Raw genomic sequence first — 18936 nt, forward strand, 5'->3', positions numbered from 1 at the left:
ATGGACGGCTTGTCGCTCAAACGCCTGGTCAGCCGCCTGCTGATGCTGACCGTGGTGATGTTCGCCTTCGGCTTTGCCTTGGTGCCGATCTACGACGTGATGTGCAAGGCCTTCGGCATCAACGGCAAGACCGGCGGGCAGTACGCGGGCACCCAGGTGAGCGACCCGACCCGTTCGGTGCGGGTGCAGTTCATGTCGACCAATGCCGGTGACATGAGCTGGGAGTTCCACTCCACCGCCGACCAGATCGAGGTCAACCCGGGGGCGGTGAACCAGATGATCTTCGTGGCCCGCAACCCGACCAACCAGCCCATGAGCGCCCAGGCCATCCCCAGCATCACTCCCGCCGAGGCTGCGGCGTACTTCCACAAGACCGAGTGCTTCTGTTTCACCCAGCAGGTTCTGCAGCCGGGCGAGCGCATCGAGATGCCGGTGCGCTTCATCGTCGACCGCGACCTGCCGGAATCGGTGAAACACCTGACCCTGGCCTACACCCTGTTCGACATCACCGCTCGCCACCCCCCGGTCGCCCAAGCCGCGACCGAGGGCGCCCGTTGAGGGAAGGAGATACGTCATGGCAAGCCACGAGCATTACTACGTACCGGCGCAGAGCAAGTGGCCGATCATTGCCACGATCGGCATGTTCATCACCGTATTCGGGCTCGGCACCTGGTTCAACGACCTCAAGGCCGGCCACCCGGAGTCCCACGGGCCGCTGATTTTCTTCGTTGGCGCGCTGTTCCTGGCCTACATGCTGTTCGGCTGGTTCGGCGCAGTGGTCAAGGAAAGCCACGCCGGGCTCTACAGTGCGCAGATGGACCGCTCGTTCCGCTGGGGCATGAGCTGGTTCATCTTTTCCGAGGTGATGTTCTTCCTGGCCTTCTTCGGCGCGCTGTTCTATGTGCGGGTGCTGGCCGGGCCGTGGCTGGGGGGCGATGGGGCCAAGGGCGTGACGCACATGCTCTGGCCCAACTTCGAGTTCGTCTGGCCGCTACTGCATACGCCGGACCCGAAACTGTTCCCGCCACCGAAGGAAGTCATCGATCCGTGGCACCTGCCGCTGATCAATACCATCCTGCTGGTGAGCTCCAGTGTGACCGTGACCATCGCCCACCACGCCCTGCGCAAGGGGCACCGCGGCACGCTGAAGCTGTGGCTGGGGCTGACGATCCTGCTGGGGCTGGCGTTTCTCGCCCTGCAGGCCTACGAGTACCACGAGGCCTACAACAAACTCGGGCTGACCCTGGGCTCGGGCATCTACGGCGCGACGTTCTTCATGCTTACCGGGTTCCACGGCGCGCACGTGACCTTGGGCACGTTGATCCTGTTCGTGATGTTCTGCCGGGTGCTGCGCGGGCACTTCGACCCGGACAAGCACTTCGGTTTCGAGGCGGCGAGCTGGTACTGGCACTTCGTCGATGTGGTGTGGGTGGGGTTGTTCATCTTCGTGTATGTCCTGTAGTGCGGCTTCGCGGGTGATCGCGGCTGAAGCCGCTCCTACAGGGATGGTGTGAATTCAGAAAGGTGCGTGCGACACCAGTTGCCCACTGATCAGGCCCCAGGCCACCAGGGCGATGGTCAGGGTGGCGAGGGCGACGCGCACGGTAAGGGCCTTGAGCAGGCGGGTCGACTGGTCATCGTCCTTGACCAGGAACACCAGGCCACTGAACAGGCTGGCGATGGTGGCCAGCAGCATCAGGACAATCGCGGCCTTGAGCATGGCGACACTCCGGGGGATGAGGTGATGGATACAAGTATAGCGCTCGACCTCAAGAGGCCCTGGTGAAGCCGTTTCGGCCAGGCCTGGTACCGACCCTGGTGGTGCTTGCGCTGCTGCCGGGGTTGATCGCGCTCGGCTGCTGGCAACTGCGGCGCGCCGACGAAAAGCGTGACTTGCTGGCCACCTACACCGAACGCCAGATCGAGGCGTCGGTCAGCGCTGACCGGTTGCGCCAGCTGCCGGACCCGGCGTTCTACCCCGTGCACCTGTATGGCCGGTTCGATGCCGGTCACAGCCTGCTGCTGGACAACCAGATGCGTGACGGCAAGGCCGGCGTCGAGCTGTTGCAGCCCTTCCACGACCAGGCCAGCGGCCTGTGGTTGCTGGTCAATCGCGGCTGGCTGCCGTGGCCCGACCGTCGTGTGCCGGTGCGCTTCGACACGCCCAGCCAGGCGCTGGCGCTGGACGCCACGGTCTACGTGCCGCCGGGCAAGACGTTCCAGCTGCATCCGGACAACCCCGACGGCCAGTGGCCGCAACTGCTGACGGCGATCGAACCGGCCGGGCTCTGGCAGCAACTGGGTCGTGAGGGCTTTGCCCAGGAACTACGCCTGCAGCCAGGCCCTGCCGCCTACCGCCTGGACTGGCCGGTGGTCGCCATGGGGCCGGAAAAACACCAGGGCTACGCCGTGCAGTGGTTCGCCCTGGCCAGCGCGCTGGTCCTGCTCTACCTGTATTTCGGCTGGCATCACAACGACAAGGAGAACCGCCATGGCCGCCGCCACGAGTCCACTGGACGTGCCTGACCGTCGCAAGCCCCGCGGGCGCCTGCAACTGCTGTTGATCCTGTTCGTCGTGCTCGGGCCGATGATCCTTGCCACCAGCATGTACAAGCTCAAGTTCTGGGTCCCGGAGGGGCGCAGCTATCACGGTGTGATGATTGGTAATGGCGAGGGCCGGGCGGATATCGGCATCGATGCCCAGGACGAGCGTTGGCAGCTGTTGGTCAGCGCCCCGGGCGCCTGTGTCGAGGACTGCCGGCAACTGGTGTACCTGGCCCGACAGATCCAGGTCGGCCTGGGCCGCGATGCCAGCCGCGCCAGCCATGCCCTGGCGGCGGCCCAGCCGCTGGCCGCTGACTACCAGGCGTTGCTGGGCCGTGAATACCCGCAGTTGCAACGCTATCCGCTGGACGCCCAGCGCTATATCCAGAAGGTCGGCGACACTGCCCCGCAACTGTGGATCGTCGATCCTCACGGCAACCTGGTGCTGCGCTACGACGCCAAGGTCAAGGGCAAGCATGTGCTGGACGACCTGCGTCACCTGCTCAAGCTGTCCAACATCGGCTAGGAGGCTGCCATGGCCAGACCCGGATTCCGCCTTGCTGTGTGCGCCACGCTGCTGGCGCTGCTGGTCGTGTTGCTCGGCGCCTACACTCGCCTGACTCATGCCGGTCTTGGTTGCCCCGACTGGCCGGGGTGCTACGGCTTCATCAGCGTGCCCAAGACCGATGCCCAACTGGCCCATGCCGAGCTGCACTTCCCTGAGCACCCGGTGGAGGAAGCCAAGGGCTGGGCAGAGATGGTTCATCGCTATTTCGCCGGCAGCCTGGCACTGGTGATCGCACTGCTTGCCTTCCAGGCTGTACGCCGGCATGCCCATGACGGCCAGCCCTACCGCCTGCCAGTGTTGCTGCTGGGGGTGGTGCTGGCCCAGGCGGCGTTCGGCATGTGGACGGTGACACTGAAACTGTGGCCCCAGGTGGTGACCGCGCACCTGCTTGGCGGGTTCACCACGGTGAGCCTGCTTTTCCTGCTATCCCTGCGTCTATCCCGGGCCTTTGCGCCCTTGCCGAAACTGCCGTTGAGCCTGCGACGGATCGCGGCGCTGGCGCTTTTGGTGGTGATCGGCCAGATCGCCCTGGGGGGTTGGGTCAGCGCCAACTACGCGGCGGTGGCCTGTATCGACCTGCCTACCTGCCATGGTCAGTGGTGGCCGGCGGCGGACTTCAGCAACGGCTTCCACCTGACCCAGCACGTCGGCCCCAATTACCTGGGCGGGCAACTGGACAGCGATGCGCGCACGGCGATCCATGTCAGCCACCGGCTCGGCGCGATGATGGTGCTGGCGGTACTGCTGTTGCTCAGCTGGAAGTTGCAGCGCAATGGCCTGGGCGGCCTGGCGCGTCTGGTATTGCTGGCGCTGACGCTGCAGCTGGGCCTGGGCATCAGCAACGTATTGTTCCACCTGCCGCTGGGCGTGGCCGTTGCCCACAACGCTGGCGGTGCGCTGCTGCTGCTGACCATGGTGCTGGTGAACTACCGCATCCGCGTGGTCGACAAGGTCCGAGTAGGGCATGGCTGGCGCCTGACGCCGGTGACCGGGGCGCAACTCACTCATCACATGAGGAACGATTCGTGGCGACGGTTCTGAGCACGGAACGCCAGCGCGCCGGGTGGCGCGACTATCTGGAACTGACCAAGCCGAAGGTGGTGGTGCTGATGCTGATCACCTCGCTGGTGGGGATGCTTCTCGCCACCCGCGCGGGGGTGGCCTGGAGCGTCCTGCTGTTCGGCAACCTCGGGATCGCCTTGTGCGCGGGGGCGGCGGCGGCGGTCAACCACGTGGTCGATCGCCGCGTCGATGCGCTGATGGCCCGCACCCACAAGCGCCCGCTGGCCCAGGGCCGGGTCGCGCCCTTGCCGGCACTGCTGTTCGCCCTGCTGCTGGCCGTGGCAGGGATGGTTATGCTGCTGGCGTTCACCAACCCCCTCACCGCCTGGCTGACCCTGGCCTCGCTGCTGGGTTACGCGGTGCTCTACACCGGCTTTCTCAAGCGAGCCACGCCGCAGAACATCGTGATCGGCGGCCTGGCCGGGGCCGCACCGCCATTGCTGGGCTGGGTGGCGGTCAGCGGGCACCTGGGCGCCGAGCCGCTGCTGCTGGTGTTGATCATCTTCGCCTGGACACCGCCGCACTTCTGGGCCCTTGCGATTCATCGCAAGGAGGAGTACGCAAAAGCTGATATTCCCATGCTCCCCGTTACCCATGGCGAGCGTTACACGGCCTTGCATATCCTGCTCTACACCTTGATATTGCTGGCCGTGAGCCTGTTGCCCTATGCCATACACATGAGCGGCCCGCTGTACCTGGCCTGTGCCCTGGGGCTGGGCCTGCGCTTCCTGCACTGGGCCTGGGTGTTGTACCGTGGCACCCGGCCGCACGCGGCGATCAAGACGTTCAAGTACTCTATCGGCTACCTGTTCGCCCTGTTCATCGCGTTGCTCGTAGACCACTACCTGTTGCTGAACCTATGACCCGAACCCAGAAAACCGTCTTCATCCTCGTTGCCCTGGTCGCGCTGATCATGGGCCTGACCGTCAACAAGGTGCTCAACGACCGTGGTCAGTTGAACCCCACCGAACTGATCGATGCCGGCATCATCCTGCTGCCGCAGAGCCGTACCGTGCCGGACGTGACCATGACCGACCAGAACGGCCAGCCGCTGGTGCTGGACCAGCTCAAGGGCAAGTGGTCATTGCTGTTCTTCGGCTACACCTACTGCCCGGACATCTGCCCGACCACCCTGGCCCAGCTGCGCCAGGTGAAGAGCGAACTGCCCAAGGAGGCGCTGGAGCGTCTGCAGGTGGTGCTGGTGAGCGTCGACCCGAACCGCGACACGCCGAACCAGCTCAAGCAGTACCTGGGCTATTTCGACAAGGATTTCGTCGGGGTGGCGGGCTCGATCGAGGATACCCAGAAATTGGCCAACGCCTTGAGCATCCCGTTCATCCCGGCCGATACCAGCAAGCCCGGGTATACCGTGGATCACAGCGGCAACCTGGCGGTGGTCGGGCCTGATGGGCGTCAGCGCGGGTTCATTCGAGCGCCGTTCAACAACCAGAAGCTGGTGGCGCAGTTGCCGGGGCTGGTCAAGCGCGATTGAGATATTTGGGCCTGCTGCGCAGGCCTTTCGCCGGCAAGCCGGCTCCCACAATCGTGCAGTCTCTGTGGGAGCCGGCTTGCCGGCGATAGGGCCTCGAAGCGGCCCCGGGATGCAGGCTTAGAACGCAGGAACCACAGCGCCCTTGTACTTCTCGGTAATGAACTGCTTCACCTCAGGCGAGTGCAGGGCCTGTACCAGCTTCTTCACCGCGTCCGCGTCCTTGTTGTCCTCGCGGGTCACCAGGATGTTCACGTACGGAGAGTCCTTGCCTTCGATGGCCAGGGCGTCTTTTTCCGGGTTGAGCTTGGCTTCCAGCGCGTAGTTGGTGTTGATCAGGGCGGCATCGACCTGGGTCAGCACACGTGGGATGGTGGCGGCTTCCAGTTCCCGGAACTTCAGGTTTTTCGGGTTCTCGGCGATGTCCTTGATGGTCGACAGGATGTTCGTGTTGTCCTTGAGCTTGATCACCCCTGCCTTGTCCAGCAGCAGCAGGGCGCGGCCGCCGTTGGTGGCGTCGTTGGGAATGACCACGGCGGCGCCGGAAGGCAGTTCGTCGAGCTTCTTGACCTTGGTCGAATACACGCCCAGCGGCTCGATGTGCACGCCGGCGACGCTTACCAGGTGAGTACCCTTGGCCTTGTTGAACTCATCCAGGTACGGCTGGTGCTGGAAGAAGTTGGCGTCCAGGCGCTTTTCCGAAACCTGCACGTTCGGCTGGATGTAGTCGGTGAACTCCTTGACCTTCAGCTCCACGCCTTCCTTCGCCAGCTGTGGCTTGACGAAGTTGAGGATCTCGGCGTGCGGCACCGGGGTGGCGGCGACCGTCAGGGTCTCGGCGTGGGCCGAGAAGGCCGCGACCGCGGCGACAACAGCAAGCAGCTTCTTCATTGATCACTCCTTGTGAGGGCCGCGACGGCCCCCGAACGGGTCGGCCGGGCCGACCCCATTGGGGTTACTTACGGGAAAAATGCACGACCAGTTTGTCGCCGATCATTTGCAGTACCTGGACCAGGATGACCAGCAGCACCACGGTGACGATCATCACGTCGGTCTGGAAGCGTTGGTAGCCGAAGCGGATCGACAGGTCACCCAGGCCACCGGCCCCGACCACGCCGGCCATGGCGGTGTAGGACACCAAGGTGATGGCGGTCACGGTGATGGCGGCGATGATGCCCGGCATCGCTTCAGGCAGCACGGCCTTGAAGATGATCTGGCGGGTGGTGGCGCCCATCGACTGGGTAGCCTCGATGATGCCGCGGTCCACCTCGCGCAGGGCGGTTTCCACCAGCCGCGCGAAGAATGGCGTGGTCCCCACCACCAGCGGCGGGATGGCACCGGCAACGCCCAGCGAGGTGCCGGTGATCAGCACCGTGATCGGGATCATCACGATCAGCAGGATGATGAACGGCACCGAGCGCACGATGTTGACGATGGTCGCCAGCACTGCGTAGACCTTCTTGTGCTCGAACATCTGCCGTGGGCTGAACAGGAACAGCACGACGCCCAGTGGCAGGCCCAGCAGGATGATGAAGGCCAGTGAGATGAACAGCATGACCATGGTGTCGTTGGTCGCCTGCCAGATCTCGACCCAGTCGACGTTGGCGAAATAGCTGAGGATGTCCATCAACGCAGTACCTCCATATGTACGTCAGCTGCAGTGAAGCGGGCGAATGCCGCCTCCATGTCTCCACCGATCAGGGCAAGGGTCAGCTGGCCATAGGGGATGTCCTTGATGCGGTCGATGCGCCCGGCAAGGATGCTGTAGTCCACGCCGGTTTCGCGGGCCACGGTGCCCAGCAGCGGCGCGTAGGTGGCGCAGCCCTGGAAGGTCAGGCGCACGATGCGCCCCGGCACATGGGCGAAATCGTCGCGTTGCTCGTTCTCGTCGACCTGCTCGTCTTCCTGGACGAAACGCTTGGTGGTGGCGTGCTGCGGGTGCAGGAACACGTCGGCCACCGGGCCCTGCTCGACGATCTGCCCGGCATCCATCACCGCCACGCGGTCGCAGACCCGGCGGATCACGTCCATCTCATGGGTGATCAGCACGATGGTCAGCTTCAGCTCGCGGTTGATCTCGGCCAGCAGTTGCAGCACCGAGGCGGTGGTCTGCGGGTCGAGGGCGCTGGTGGCTTCGTCGCACAGCAGGATCTTGGGGTTGGTGGACAGGGCGCGGGCGATGCCGACGCGCTGCTTCTGCCCACCCGACAGTTGCGCCGGGTACTTCTTCGCGTGCTCGGAAAGGCCGACACGGGCCAGCAGCTCGGTGACGCGCTTGTCGATCTCGCCACGCGACAGCTCGCCCGCCAGCACCAGCGGCAGGGCGACATTGTCGGCGACGGTCTTGGAGGCCAGCAGGTTGAAGTGCTGGAAGATCATGCCGACCTGCTGGCGGAAGCGCCGCAGCTGGTTCGAGTCGAAGGCGGTGACGTCCTCACCGTCGACCACGATCTTGCCGCCGGACGGCTCCTCGAGACGGTTGATCAGGCGCAGCATGGTGCTCTTGCCGGCACCGGAGTGGCCGATCAGGCCGAACACCTGGCCATCTTCGATGGTCAGGCTGGTCGGGTTCAGGGCCGGGATATCCCTACCGGCGACGCGGTAGGTCTTGTGGACATTTTGAAACTCGATCACTGAGCGAACCTTGTGGGGCGCATGGAATTTGGGTCAGCGGTTAGCCGGGGCGCGCATTTTAGCCTTTTCCCCTGCGTGTTCTTAGCATTTATTTCGTCACGCTCCAATCCAATCGGCATAACGCGACGGTCGGCAATCCGATTGAACGCATCCGACGGCGGCCCAGTCACTAATTGAACAAGCCCGAACGGGCAGCCTGAAGACTGATGAGGAGAGCCTAAGATGCCCAGCAAGACGCCGCAGGCGCCACAGCCCAGCCCTGTCGCCGGCACCGACACCCCGGACAAGGCCAACACCAACGCCAAACTGCAGAGCCTGGAGGCGTTTCGCAGCGACGCCAGCGGCCAGGCGCTGCGCACCAATCAGGGGGTGAAGGTCGCCGACAACCAGAACAGCCTCAAGGCCGGTGCCCGTGGGCCTTCGCTGCTCGAAGACTTCATCATGCGCGAGAAGATCACCCACTTCGACCATGAGCGCATCCCCGAGCGCATCGTCCATGCCCGCGGGACCGGCGCCCATGGCTACTTCCAGAGCTACGGCTGCCATGCCGAGCTGACCAAGGCCGGTTTCCTGCAAGATCCCGAGAAAATCACCCCGGTGTTCGTACGCTTTTCCACCGTGCAGGGTCCGCGTGGCTCGGGCGACACGGTGCGCGACGTGCGCGGCTTTGCGGTGAAGTTCTACACCGATGAAGGCAACTTCGACCTGGTCGGCAACAACATGCCGGTGTTCTTCATCCAGGACGCGATCAAGTTTCCCGACTTCGTCCACGCGGTCAAACCCGAACCGCACAACGAGATGCCCACCGGTGGCTCGGCCCACGATACCTTCTGGGACTTCGTATCGCTGGTGCCGGAATCCGCGCACATGGTCATGTGGGCGATGTCCGACCGGGCCATTCCGCGCAGCCTGCGCATGATGGAAGGCTTTGGCGTGCACACCTTCCGGTTGATCAATGCCCAAGGCGTGGCCAGCTTCGTCAAGTTCCACTGGAAGCCGCGCCAGGGCGTGCACTCGGTGCTGTGGGACGAAGCCCAGAAGCTTGCCGGCAAGGACACCGACTATCACCGCCGCGACCTGTGGGAAGCGATCGAGACCGGGCATTATCCGGAATGGGAGCTGGGCGTGCAGATCGTGCCGGAGGCCGACGAGCACAAGTTCGACTTCGACTTGCTCGACCCGACCAAGATCATCCCCGAGGAGCTGGTGCCGGTGACGCCGCTGGGCAAGATGGTGCTCGACCGCAACCCGGACAACTTTTTCGCCGAAGTGGAGCAGATCGCCTTCTGCCCCGGGCATATAGTGCCGGGCATCGATTTCAGCAACGACCCTTTGCTGCAGGGCCGGCTGTTCTCCTACACCGACACCCAGATAAGCCGCCTGGGCGGACCGAACTTCCACGAGATCCCGATCAACCGCCCCGTCGCACCCAATCACAGCAGCCAGCGCGATGCCATGCACCGCATGACCATCGACAAGGGCCGGGCGTCCTACGAGCCCAACTCGATCGATGGCGGCTGGCCGAAGGAAACGCCGCCCGCCGTGCAGGATGGCGGTTTCGAGAGTTACCAGGAACGTATCGATGCGAACAAGATCCGCCAGCGCAGCGAGTCGTTCGGCGACCATTTCTCCCAGGCGCGGCTGTTCTTCCAGAGCATGAGCCCCACCGAGCAGCAGCACATCATCAAGGCCTACAGCTTTGAACTGGGCAAGGTTGAGCGCGAGGCAATCCGGGCGCGGGAGGTGAACGAGATCCTGGCCAATATCGATCTCAAGTTGGCGGCAGCGGTGGCGGCCAACCTCGGGCTGCCGGCGCCGAAGGCCGGCACGGTCAAGGTCAAGGGCAGCAAGCCGGCGCAGTCAAAGGCCTTGAGCCAGATGAACCACCCCGGGGACATTGGCATAAGTGGGCGCAAGATCGCCATCCTGGTGGCTGATGGCGTGGATGACGCGAGTGTCGACAAGGTGGTCAAGGCGCTGGAGGCGCAAAGTGCGCGTCCCATGCTGCTGGGGCCGACTTCGGCACCCGTGAAGACTGCCGCTGGCAAGCAGCTGCCGGTGGATGCGTCGATGGAAGGCATGCCGTCGGTGATGTTCGACGGCGTGTGGGTGCCGGCGGGCAAGGCTTCGCTGGAGGCGTTGGAAAACAGCGGCGTGGCCAAGCACTTCCTGCTCGAGGCCTACAAGCATCTCAAGCCCATGGGGGTAGCCAGTGAGGGCAAGCTGTTGCTGAACAAGCTGGGACTCAAGGAAGATGCGGGGCTGTTGCTGGGCGATGACCAGAAGGCGCTCGAGGCCTTCTTCAAGGCCGTCGAGGGGCACCGGGTGTGGGCGCGGGAGGCGGCTGCCGAAGCTGTTCCTGCATAATCGGGGGCTGCTTTGCAGCCCATCGCCGCGGTTCGTCGCCATGACAAGCCGGCTCCCACAGATTGTAGGCGGTCCCTGTGGGAGCCGGCTTGCCGGCGATGAGACCCTGACAGGTTTATTGCTGATGAGGGATCAATACCACCTGCGCCGGCAATGAACGCTGGATCTCATGCTTCTGCTTCAGCTCGAAGCCACTGTCGAGCTTGCGCACTCGCTTCTCCAGCAGGGTCTTGAGCCAAGGCGCATCCTCGGTACGCGGCACCTGGAACACCACCTCGCACTGATAACTCACCACGTCCGCCGCGATATCGTCCAACTGGCGACGCATCGCCCGGCTATCGGTGGTTTTCAGCGCCACGACGGTGGTCGGCGCGGTCGGGTCGATCACCCGGGCCTTGGGCTTGGACTCGGCAGCCTTGAGCGCCGCTTCGGCCTTTTCCAGTTCGGCCTTGCGTGCCTGGGCCACGGCATCGCCGCCGGTCAGGGCCGGTGCTTGCGGCATCAGCGCCCGGGCGCGGGCCAATGCCGTGGCAGCGGCATTCACATCGCCCTTCTGCAGGACGATCTGGCTACGGCGCAGGTAGGCCTCGGCCAGCTGGCGCTGGCGCGGCTCCAGGCGTGCGTCATCTGGCGCCTGGGCCTGCAAGGCGGCCAGTTGATCCTCGGCGGTGGCCAGCTCGTTGCTGGCGATGCTTTGCTCGAGCTGCTGCCAGGCATCGGGCTGGGCAGGCGCCACCGGCTGTTCGGCCGGCTTGCTGGAGCAGGCAGCCAGGAACAGGGAAAACGCGGCAACAAGCAGATAACGTGAGGCGAACGGCTTCATTCCTGCGACTCTCTATTTGCGCAAAAAGCGAGCAAGTCTACACCCAGGTGCGCACGCTCGAAAACAGGTCTTCTCAGACTCGAAACCTGCGAAAAGGTTGCAGGATGCGCCTGCGCGCACCCTGAAAATTCAGCGTTTCGGCAATGCCAGGCTCAGCAAGAATAGCACTGCCGCACAGACCACGATCGAAGGCCCGGCCGGGGTGTCCTTGAACCAGGACAGCGCCAGGCCCCCGCAGACCGCGGCAACCCCCAGCAGGCTGGCGCCCACGGCCATCTGCTCCGGTGAGCGGGCGTGACGCTGTGCCGCGGCGGCCGGGATGATCAGCAGCGAGGTGATCAGCAGCACACCGACGATCTTCATCGCCACCGCGATCACCACGGCGATCAGCAGCATCAGTGCCAGGCGCAGGCCGGTCACCGGCAAGCCTTCGACCATCGCCAGTTCCTCGTGCACGGTCACCGCCAGCAATGGTCGCCAGAACATCGCCAGCAGCACCAGCACCAAGGCGCTGCCGCCGAGGATCCAGGCAAGGTCGGTTGGGCTGATCGCCAACAGGTCGCCGAACAGGTAGGCCATCAGGTCGATGCGCACATCGTGCATGAAGCTCAGCACCACCAGCCCCAGCGACAGCGTGCTGGGGGCGAGGATGCCGAGCAGGGTGTCCGAGGCCAGCGGCTGGCGCTGCTGCAGGGTCACCAGCAGGATCGCCAGCAGCAGGCAGCCGACGGTCACCGCCAGCGCCGGGCTGACATCCAGGGCGAAGCCCAGGGCCACGCCGAGCAGCGCGGCATGGGACAGGGTGTCGCCGAAATAGGCCATGCGCCGCCACACCACGAACGAGCCCAGGGGGCCGGCGACCAGCGCCAGCGATACACCGGCAAGCAGGGCGTAGAGAAGAAAATCAGCCATGCTTGCAGTGCTCTCCGTGAACATGGGCGCCGGGGGCGATCACCGACCCGTGCAGGTCGTGGCTGTGATCGTGATGGTGGTGATAGACGGCCAGGCTCGGGGCGTTCTGGCCGAACAGCTCGACGAAGGCCGGGTCGTTGCTGACCTGTTCCGGGTGGCCCGAGCAGCACACGTGGCGGTTGAGGCAGACCACCTGGTCGGTGGCGCTCATCACCAGGTGCAGGTCATGGGAAACCATCAGCACGCCGCAGCCGTGGCGGTCGCGCAGGCGAGTGATCAGGTTGTACAGCTCGGTCTGGCCAACCACGTCGACACCCTGCACCGGTTCGTCGAGTACCAGCAGCTCGGGCTCGCGCAGCAGCGCGCGGGCCAACAGCACACGCTGCATCTCGCCACCGGAGATGGTCTGGATCGGGTTGTCGATCACCTGCTCGGCGCCGACTTCCTGCAACGCCGCCAAGGCTGCCGCACGGTCTACACCGGGCACCAGGCGCAGGAAGCGCAGCACCGACAAGGGCAATGTGGCGTCCACCTGGATCTTTTGCGGCATGTAGCCGATGCGCAGCCTGGGCTTGCGCCACACTTTGCCGCGATGCGGCTTGAGCAGCCCCAGCACGGCGCGCACCAGGGTGGTCTTGCCGGCGCCGTTGGGACCGATCAGGGTAACGATCTGCCCCGGTGCCACCGCCAGGTCGATGCTGTCGAGCACCGCTTCGCCAGCGAAGCTGACACCGACCTGCTCGAGGCGGATCAGGGCATCGCTCATGCCTTGCCCCGGCAGTTGCCGCACAGGCCGACCACTTCGACGGTTTGCGTCTCGACCGCAAAGCCCACGGCATTGGCGCTGCTGACGATGGCGTCGCTGATGCTGTTCTGCTCCAGCTCGATGGCGACATGACATTCGCGGCAGATCAGGAACTGCCCCTGGTGCGCGTGCTCGGGGTGGCTGCAGCCAATAAAGGCATTGAGCGAGGCGATGCGGTGCACCAGGCCATTTTCCAGAAGGAAGTCCAGGGCACGATAGACGGTCGGTGGCGCGGCGCGGCGGCCGTCCTGCTCGCTGAGCACGGCGAGGATATCGTAGGCGCCCAGCGGCTTGTGGCTCTGCCACACCAGCTCCAGCACGCGGCGGCGCAGGGCGGTCAGGCGCAGGCCCTGACGGTTGCACAGCGCGTCGGCCTCGGCCAGCGCACTGTGGACGCAATGGGAGTGATCGTGGGGACGGTGGGCCAGCGGCGTGATGGACATGGGCAGCGACGGTTCAGGATGGAGACGTTATTATGTTACCTGTTTCTGACGACCCGAGTATCCACCGTGTCCCGAATCCTTGCCCTCTTTGTCGCTTTCATCGCTTTTTCGGCGCACGCCGACGTACGCGTGCTGACCAGCATCAAGCCCCTGCAACAGATCGCCGCCGCCGTTCAGGACGGTGTCGGCAGCCCCGATGTGCTCCTGCCGCCGGGCGCCTCCCCGCACAACTACGCACTGCGCCCCTCCGACGTGCGCAAGGTCGCCGATGCCGACCTGCTGTATTGGATCGGCCCGGACATGGAAGGTTTCCTGCCCCGCGTGCTGAAGAGCCGCGCCAAGCCGACCGTGGCCGTGCAGTCGCTGTCGGGCATGCAGTTGCGTCATTTCGGCGAGGACAGCCACTCCCATGACGAGGAAGACCACGACGATCATGACCACGACCACCGCCCGGGCAGCCTCGATGCACACCTGTGGCTGTCGTCGCTGAATGCCCGGGTGATCGCGACGAAGATGGCCGGCGACCTGGCAGCGGCCGACCCGGCCAATGCCCCGCGCTACCAGGCCAACCTCAAGCAGTTCGTCGAGCGCCTGGATGCCCTGGATGCGCGCATCAAGCAGCGTGTGGCGGGGATCGCCGGCAAGCCTTACTTCGTGTTTCACGAGGCGTTCGACTACTTCGAAGCCGCCTATGGCCTGAAGCACACTGGCGTGTTCAGCGTGGCGTCTGAGGTGCAGCCGGGCGCGCAGCACGTCGCCGCCATGCGCAAGCGCTTGCAGGCGGTGGGCAAGACCTGCGTGTTCAGCGAGCCGCCGCTGAGGCCGCGCCTGGCCGAGACGCTGACGGCCGGGTTGCCGGTGCGGTTGGCCGAACTGGATGCGCTGGGTGGCACCGACAAGGTGGATGGCAAGGGCTATGAGCGCTTGCTGGAGAAGCTCGGCGGCGACCTGGTCGGCTGCCTGGAACAGCTCTGAGGCTGTAGGCGGACCAGGTGGGAGTGGGCTTGCCCCGCGATAGCGTTGGCAGGCCCGGCGCTATCGCGGGGCAAGCCCGCTCCCACAAATGCCGCTATTGCCTATCAGAGCGCGAACGGCAGCTTCAGCGCAACCTGCTGGCGTTGCGCCAGGCGCACCTCGAACTCGCTAGGGTCATGGATCATCACGTCCATCCCGGCGAACGCCTGCGCCGCGATCAGGCGCGACAGCCAGAAGCGCACGCACGCCACCCGCAGCATTACCGGCCACAGCTCAGCTTCAGCGGCGGTGAACGGCCGCAGTGCCGCGTAGGCGCCCAGCAATGCCTGGGCGTGTGGCAGGTCGATACCACTCTGCTCGTCCAGGCACCAGTCGTTCACGGTGATGGCGATGTCGTACAGCATCGGCCCGGAGCAAGCATTGTAGAAGTCGATCAGCCCGGTCAGGTGGGTGCCTTCGAACATCACGTTGTCACGGAACAGGTCGGCGTGCAGGTTGGCCTTGGGCAGGGCGAGGATCTGCGCCTTGTGCGCGGTGATTTCCGCCAGCGCCGGTTGCAACAGCCCGGCTTGCTCCCGGTTCAGGCTCGGCAGCAGCTCGGCGCCCGATTCCAGCATCCAGTCCAGGCCACGGTCGGTGCGGCGCTCGATGATGCGCTCGCGGGTGGCCAGGTGAATGTGCGCCAGCAGCTCGCCGACCTGGGCGCAATGCTGGTTGTTCGGCAGCTTGACGTGCTTGCCCGACAGTCGCGGCTGCAGCAGCGCAGGCTTGCCGCACAGTTCGCGCAGGCCATGCCCTTCGCGGTCGCGCAGGGCGTAGGGCACGGGCATGTCGGCATCGTGCAGCACGTCGAGCAGTTCGATGAAGAACGGCATGTCTTCAGCCGGCCCACGCTCGATCAGTGTGAGGACGAACTCCCCTTTTTCCAGGCTGACGAAGAAATTGCTGTTCTCGGTACCGGCGGCGATGCCCTGGAAGTCGAGCAGGCGGCCCAGCTCGTATGGCGCCAGAAAGGTTTCCAGCTCAGGCCGGGACACAGGGGTGAAGACTGACATGTTGAAGAATTGCCCATGCGGGCACTTCCGCCCGGAAGTGCCTGGTTGATAAGAACGATACGCGTTACTAGCTTACCACTCGAAGATCTTCCAGGACGGAATCAGCATGTCCGGCTGGTCGGAACGAATGAAATTGCCTTCGGAGCCATCGGCGCGTACCAGGAAATAAGGCTTGCCGTTCTTCGGCGTGACCTTGATCGCATACAGGAAACCGTTTTGCCGGTACTCCTGGATGGTTTTATCGCCTTCCGTGCGAATGGTTACATCGGGATCGGCCGATGGGGCTTCGTCCGCCGCCTGGGTGACGACTGGCATGGTGGCCAGCAGACCGAGCAGTAACAGGCGATTGAGTGTGCGCATGATAACCTAGTCCTTTTGTCGTCATTGATCCGGCTATTCTAGCGCCGGACCCGTCGAAAAGGTTGATTCTCCTCATGAGCCAAGCGCCCCTCGTCCTGGTGGACGGTTCGTCCTACCTCTACCGCGCCTTCCACGCGCTGCCGCCGCTGACCACCTCCAAAGGCATGCCTACCGGCGCGGTCAAGGGCGTGCTGAACATGCTCAAGAGCCTGCGCAAGCAGTACCCGGACAGCCTGTTCGCAGTGGTCTTCGATGCCAAGGGCGGGACCTTCCGCGATGCCATGTTCGCCGAGTACAAGGCCAACCGCCCGAGCATGCCCGACGACCTGCGGGTGCAGGTCGAACCGCTGCACGCCAGCGTTCGTGCACTGGGCTACCCGCTGTTGTGCGTCGAAGGCGTGGAGGCCGACGACGTGATCGGCACCCTGGCGCGCAGCAGCGCCGCCGCCGGCCGCCCGGTGATCATCTCGACCGGCGACAAGGACATGGCCCAGTTGGTGGACGGCCACGTCACCCTCGTCAATACCATGACCGGTAGCGTGCTCGATGTCGCTGGCGTGCACGAGAAGTTCGGCGTAGGGCCCGAACACATCATCGATTTTCTCGCCCTGATGGGCGACAAGGTCGACAACATTCCCGGCGTGCCGGGCGTTGGCGAAAAGACCGCGGTGGGCCTGCTGACCGGTATCGGTGGCGGCCTGAGCGATGTGTACCAGAACCTGGACAAGGTGCCGGGCCTGGCCATTCGAGGCGCCAAGACCCTCGCCGCCAAGCTCGAGGAGCACCGCGACGCGGCCTTCCTCTCCTACGAGTTGGCCACCATCAAGTGCGATGTGGAGCTGGATGTCGAGGTGGACGCCCTGGTCTGTGGCGAACCCGACCGTGAAGCACTGATGGCGCTCTATACCGAGATGGAGTTCAAGAGCTGGGTTGCCGAAGTCCAGCGCAGCGCGCCCCAAGCCGGTAATGGCGCCGCTGTCGCCGAGGCTGTGGCCGAGAAGGTCGAGCCGAAGTACGAAACCATCCTCGACCAGGCTCGCTTCGACGCCTGGCTGGAAAAGCTGCGTCAGGCGCCGCTGTTCGCCTTCGATACGGAAACCACCGGCCTGGATGCCCAGCAGGCGCAGATCGTCGGCCTGTCGTTCGCCGTCGAGCCCCATGAAGCCGCCTATGTGCCGCTGACCCACGACTACGAAGGCGCTCCGGCCCAGCTGGACCGCGAGCGCGTGCTGCTGGCGCTCAAGCCACTGCTGGAGGACCCGGCCAAGGGCAAGATCGGCCAGAACGCCAAGTACGACATCAACATCCTGGCCAACGGCAGCCCGGCCATCCACATGCGCGGCGTGGCCTACGACACCATGCTCGAGTCCTACGTGCTCGACTCCACCGCCACCCGTCACGACATGGACAGCTTGGCGCAGAAGTACCTGGACCACACCACCATCGCCTTCGAAGATATCGCCGGCAAGGGCGCCAAGCAGCTGACCTTCAACCAGATCCCGCTGGACAAGGCCGGCCCCTACGCTGCCGAAGACGCCGATATCACCCTGCGCCTGCACCATGCGCTGCAGGCACGGCTGGCCCAGACGCCCAGCGTGCTGCCGGTGCTGATGGATATCGAGATGCCGCTGGTGCCGGTGCTGGCGAAGATCGAGCGCCAGGGCGCGCTGGTCGATGCCGGGCTGCTCGGCGTGCAGAGCGGTGAGCTGGGAGCGAAGCTGGTCGAGCTGGAGCGTGAGGCATATGTGCTGGCCGGCGAGGAGTTCAACCTGGGCTCGCCCAAGCAGCTGGGCGCGATCCTCTACGACAAGCTGGGCATGCCGGTTTTGAGCAAGACCGCCAAGGGCCAGCCGTCCACCGCCGAGGCGGTCCTGGATGACCTGGCCGAGCAGGGCTACCCGCTGCCCAAGGTGCTGATGCAGTACCGCAGCCTGAGCAAGCTCAAAAGCACCTACACCGACAAGCTGCCGGGGCAGATCAACCCGCGTACCGGACGCATCCATACCTCGTATCAGCAGGCTGTGGCTGCCACCGGTCGCTTGTCGTCCAGCGACCCGAACCTGCAGAACATCCCGATCCGCACCGCCGAGGGCCGGCGCATTCGCCAGGCTTTCGTCGCCAGCCCCGGCTACAAACTGCTGGCGGCGGACTATTCGCAGATCGAGCTGCGCATCATGGCCCATCTGGCCAAGGACGAAGGGCTGCTGCACGCCTTCCGCAACGACCTTGACGTGCACCGCGCCACCGCCGCGGAAGTGTTCGGTGTCGCCCTCGAGAACGTCACCACCGACCAGCGTCGCAGCGCCAAGGCGATTAACTTCGGCCTGATCTATGGCATGAGTGCATTCGGCCTGGCCAAGCAGATCGGCGTCGATCGCAAGCAGTCGCAGGACTATATCGACCGCTATTTCGCCCGTTACCCAGGTGTGCTGGCCTATATGGAGCGCACCCGCGCCCAGGCCGCTGAAAAGGGCTTTGTCGAAACCCTGTTCGGACGTCGCCTGTACCTGCCGGACATCAACGCCAAGAACCCGGCCTTGCGCAAAGGCGCCGAGCGCACCGCGATCAACGCGCCGATGCAGGGCACCGCGGCAGACATCATCAAGCGCGCGATGGTGGCGGTGGACAACTGGCTGACCGAGAGCGGGCTGGATGCGCGGGTGATCCTGCAGGTGCACGACGAACTGGTGCTCGAGGTGCGCGAAGACCTGGTCGACCAGGTGAAAGCCGAGATTAGGGTCCACATGAGCGGCGCGGCGCAACTGGATTTACCGTTGCTGGTGGAAGCGGGCGTTGGCTCGAATTGGGACGAAGCTCACTAAACGCCGCGTGAAAGCTGTGTAGGATCTGCGGCGTGGTGTCGCGGATCCGGTGCAGGCCTCGGGCCTTAGATCGAGAG

At 64.7% G+C, this 18936-nt stretch carries 20 protein-coding genes; 10 read left to right on the forward strand and 10 right to left on the reverse strand.

Translation table 11 applies throughout. The annotated features are described in order from the left end of the window. Complete coding sequence (locus DFS21_RS04930) at positions 1-558, forward strand: cytochrome c oxidase assembly protein (protein ID WP_102683000.1); 558 nt, start codon at positions 1-3, stop codon at positions 556-558. Between the two features lie 16 nt (positions 559-574). Then, the gene (locus DFS21_RS04935) at positions 575-1462 is read left to right on the forward strand and encodes a cytochrome c oxidase subunit 3 (protein WP_110696955.1); all 888 of its coding nucleotides are present in this window, start codon (positions 575-577) and stop codon (positions 1460-1462) included. A gap of 54 nt (positions 1463-1516) precedes the next feature. Here DFS21_RS04935 and DFS21_RS04940 read toward each other — a convergent pair whose 3' ends face one another. Continuing rightward, complete coding sequence (locus tag DFS21_RS04940) at positions 1517-1720, reverse strand: twin transmembrane helix small protein (protein ID WP_023628968.1); 204 nt, start codon at positions 1718-1720, stop codon at positions 1517-1519. Between the two features lie 62 nt (positions 1721-1782). Between DFS21_RS04940 and DFS21_RS04945 the strand changes: the two genes are divergently transcribed. From DFS21_RS04945 to DFS21_RS04965, 5 genes are read left to right on the forward strand one after another with little or no spacing between them, the layout of a single operon-like run. After that, a complete protein-coding gene (locus DFS21_RS04945) occupies positions 1783-2526 on the forward strand; it encodes an SURF1 family protein (protein WP_111531933.1) in 744 nt (247 codons plus the stop codon). Continuing rightward, positions 2492-3070: a hypothetical protein gene (locus tag DFS21_RS04950; protein ID WP_111531934.1), complete on the forward strand. Its 579-nt coding sequence runs from the start codon at positions 2492-2494 to the stop codon at positions 3068-3070. Before DFS21_RS04945 ends, DFS21_RS04950 begins: the two co-directional genes overlap by 35 nt. A 9-nt stretch (positions 3071-3079) precedes the next feature. Beyond that, entirely contained in the window at positions 3080-4153 is a 1074-nt protein-coding gene (locus DFS21_RS04955; RefSeq protein WP_111531935.1) for a heme A synthase, read from the forward strand. Then, the gene (cyoE, locus tag DFS21_RS04960) at positions 4138-5037 is read left to right on the forward strand and encodes a heme o synthase (RefSeq protein ID WP_111531936.1); all 900 of its coding nucleotides are present in this window, start codon (positions 4138-4140) and stop codon (positions 5035-5037) included. The genes DFS21_RS04955 and cyoE overlap by 16 nt, the downstream gene beginning before the upstream one ends. Further along, positions 5034-5666, forward strand: coding sequence for an SCO family protein (locus tag DFS21_RS04965; protein WP_028688687.1), 633 nt, complete (start codon positions 5034-5036; stop codon positions 5664-5666). Before cyoE ends, DFS21_RS04965 begins: the two co-directional genes overlap by 4 nt. 117 nt (positions 5667-5783) lie before the next feature. Here DFS21_RS04965 and DFS21_RS04970 read toward each other — a convergent pair whose 3' ends face one another. The 3 genes from DFS21_RS04970 to DFS21_RS04980 all read right to left on the reverse strand — a co-directional run bounded on the left by DFS21_RS04970 (position 5784) and on the right by DFS21_RS04980 (position 8297). After that, the gene (locus DFS21_RS04970; protein ID WP_102683007.1) at positions 5784-6554 is read right to left on the reverse strand and encodes a MetQ/NlpA family ABC transporter substrate-binding protein; all 771 of its coding nucleotides are present in this window, start codon (positions 6552-6554) and stop codon (positions 5784-5786) included. A gap of 64 nt (positions 6555-6618) precedes the next feature. Beyond that, the gene (locus DFS21_RS04975) at positions 6619-7290 is read right to left on the reverse strand and encodes a methionine ABC transporter permease (protein WP_023632566.1); all 672 of its coding nucleotides are present in this window, start codon (positions 7288-7290) and stop codon (positions 6619-6621) included. Then, entirely contained in the window at positions 7290-8297 is a 1008-nt protein-coding gene (locus tag DFS21_RS04980) for a methionine ABC transporter ATP-binding protein (protein ID WP_110696963.1), read from the reverse strand. The genes DFS21_RS04975 and DFS21_RS04980 overlap by 1 nt, the downstream gene beginning before the upstream one ends. Before the next feature lie 222 nt (positions 8298-8519). Here DFS21_RS04980 and katE point away from each other — a divergent pair, with 222 nt between their 5' ends. Next, positions 8520-10664, forward strand: coding sequence for a catalase HPII (gene katE, locus DFS21_RS04985; protein WP_111531937.1), 2145 nt, complete (start codon positions 8520-8522; stop codon positions 10662-10664). A gap of 115 nt (positions 10665-10779) precedes the next feature. Here katE and DFS21_RS04990 read toward each other — a convergent pair whose 3' ends face one another. From DFS21_RS04990 to zur, 4 genes are all read right to left on the reverse strand, one after another. Next, the gene (locus tag DFS21_RS04990; protein ID WP_111531938.1) at positions 10780-11487 is read right to left on the reverse strand and encodes a PA5502 family lipoprotein; all 708 of its coding nucleotides are present in this window, start codon (positions 11485-11487) and stop codon (positions 10780-10782) included. A 129-nt stretch (positions 11488-11616) separates the two neighbouring features. Beyond that, positions 11617-12399, reverse strand: a complete 783-nt coding sequence (znuB, locus tag DFS21_RS04995; protein ID WP_046853614.1) for a zinc ABC transporter permease subunit ZnuB — start codon at positions 12397-12399, stop codon at positions 11617-11619. Continuing rightward, entirely contained in the window at positions 12392-13165 is a 774-nt protein-coding gene (znuC, locus tag DFS21_RS05000; protein ID WP_110696969.1) for a zinc ABC transporter ATP-binding protein ZnuC, read from the reverse strand. The genes znuB and znuC overlap by 8 nt, the downstream gene beginning before the upstream one ends. Beyond that, the gene (gene zur / locus DFS21_RS05005) at positions 13162-13647 is read right to left on the reverse strand and encodes a zinc uptake transcriptional repressor Zur (RefSeq protein ID WP_046853615.1); all 486 of its coding nucleotides are present in this window, start codon (positions 13645-13647) and stop codon (positions 13162-13164) included. Before zur ends, znuC begins: the two co-directional genes overlap by 4 nt. Positions 13648-13665: 18 nt before the next feature. On the opposite strand from zur, the gene DFS21_RS05010 reads away from it, so the two are divergent. Then, entirely contained in the window at positions 13666-14622 is a 957-nt protein-coding gene (locus DFS21_RS05010) for a zinc ABC transporter substrate-binding protein (protein ID WP_110696971.1), read from the forward strand. 104 nt (positions 14623-14726) lie between these two features. Here the strand turns inward: DFS21_RS05010 and DFS21_RS05015 are convergent, their stop codons facing one another. Beyond that, positions 14727-15677: a homoserine kinase gene (locus tag DFS21_RS05015; RefSeq protein WP_111531939.1), complete on the reverse strand. Its 951-nt coding sequence runs from the start codon at positions 15675-15677 to the stop codon at positions 14727-14729. Between the two features lie 72 nt (positions 15678-15749). Beyond that, positions 15750-16037 carry a DUF2782 domain-containing protein gene (locus tag DFS21_RS05020; RefSeq protein ID WP_046853618.1) on the reverse strand — a complete coding sequence of 96 codons (288 nt, stop codon included), beginning with the start codon at positions 16035-16037 and terminating at the stop codon, positions 15750-15752. Positions 16038-16111: 74 nt separating this feature from the next. Between DFS21_RS05020 and polA the strand changes: the two genes are divergently transcribed. Then, positions 16112-18859: a DNA polymerase I gene (gene polA, locus DFS21_RS05025; RefSeq protein ID WP_111531940.1), complete on the forward strand. Its 2748-nt coding sequence runs from the start codon at positions 16112-16114 to the stop codon at positions 18857-18859. Positions 18860-18936: the final 77 nt, after the last annotated feature.

It is taken from the genome of Pseudomonas sp. 2848, assembly GCF_003253945.1.
Taxonomy (GTDB): domain Bacteria; phylum Pseudomonadota; class Gammaproteobacteria; order Pseudomonadales; family Pseudomonadaceae; genus Aquipseudomonas.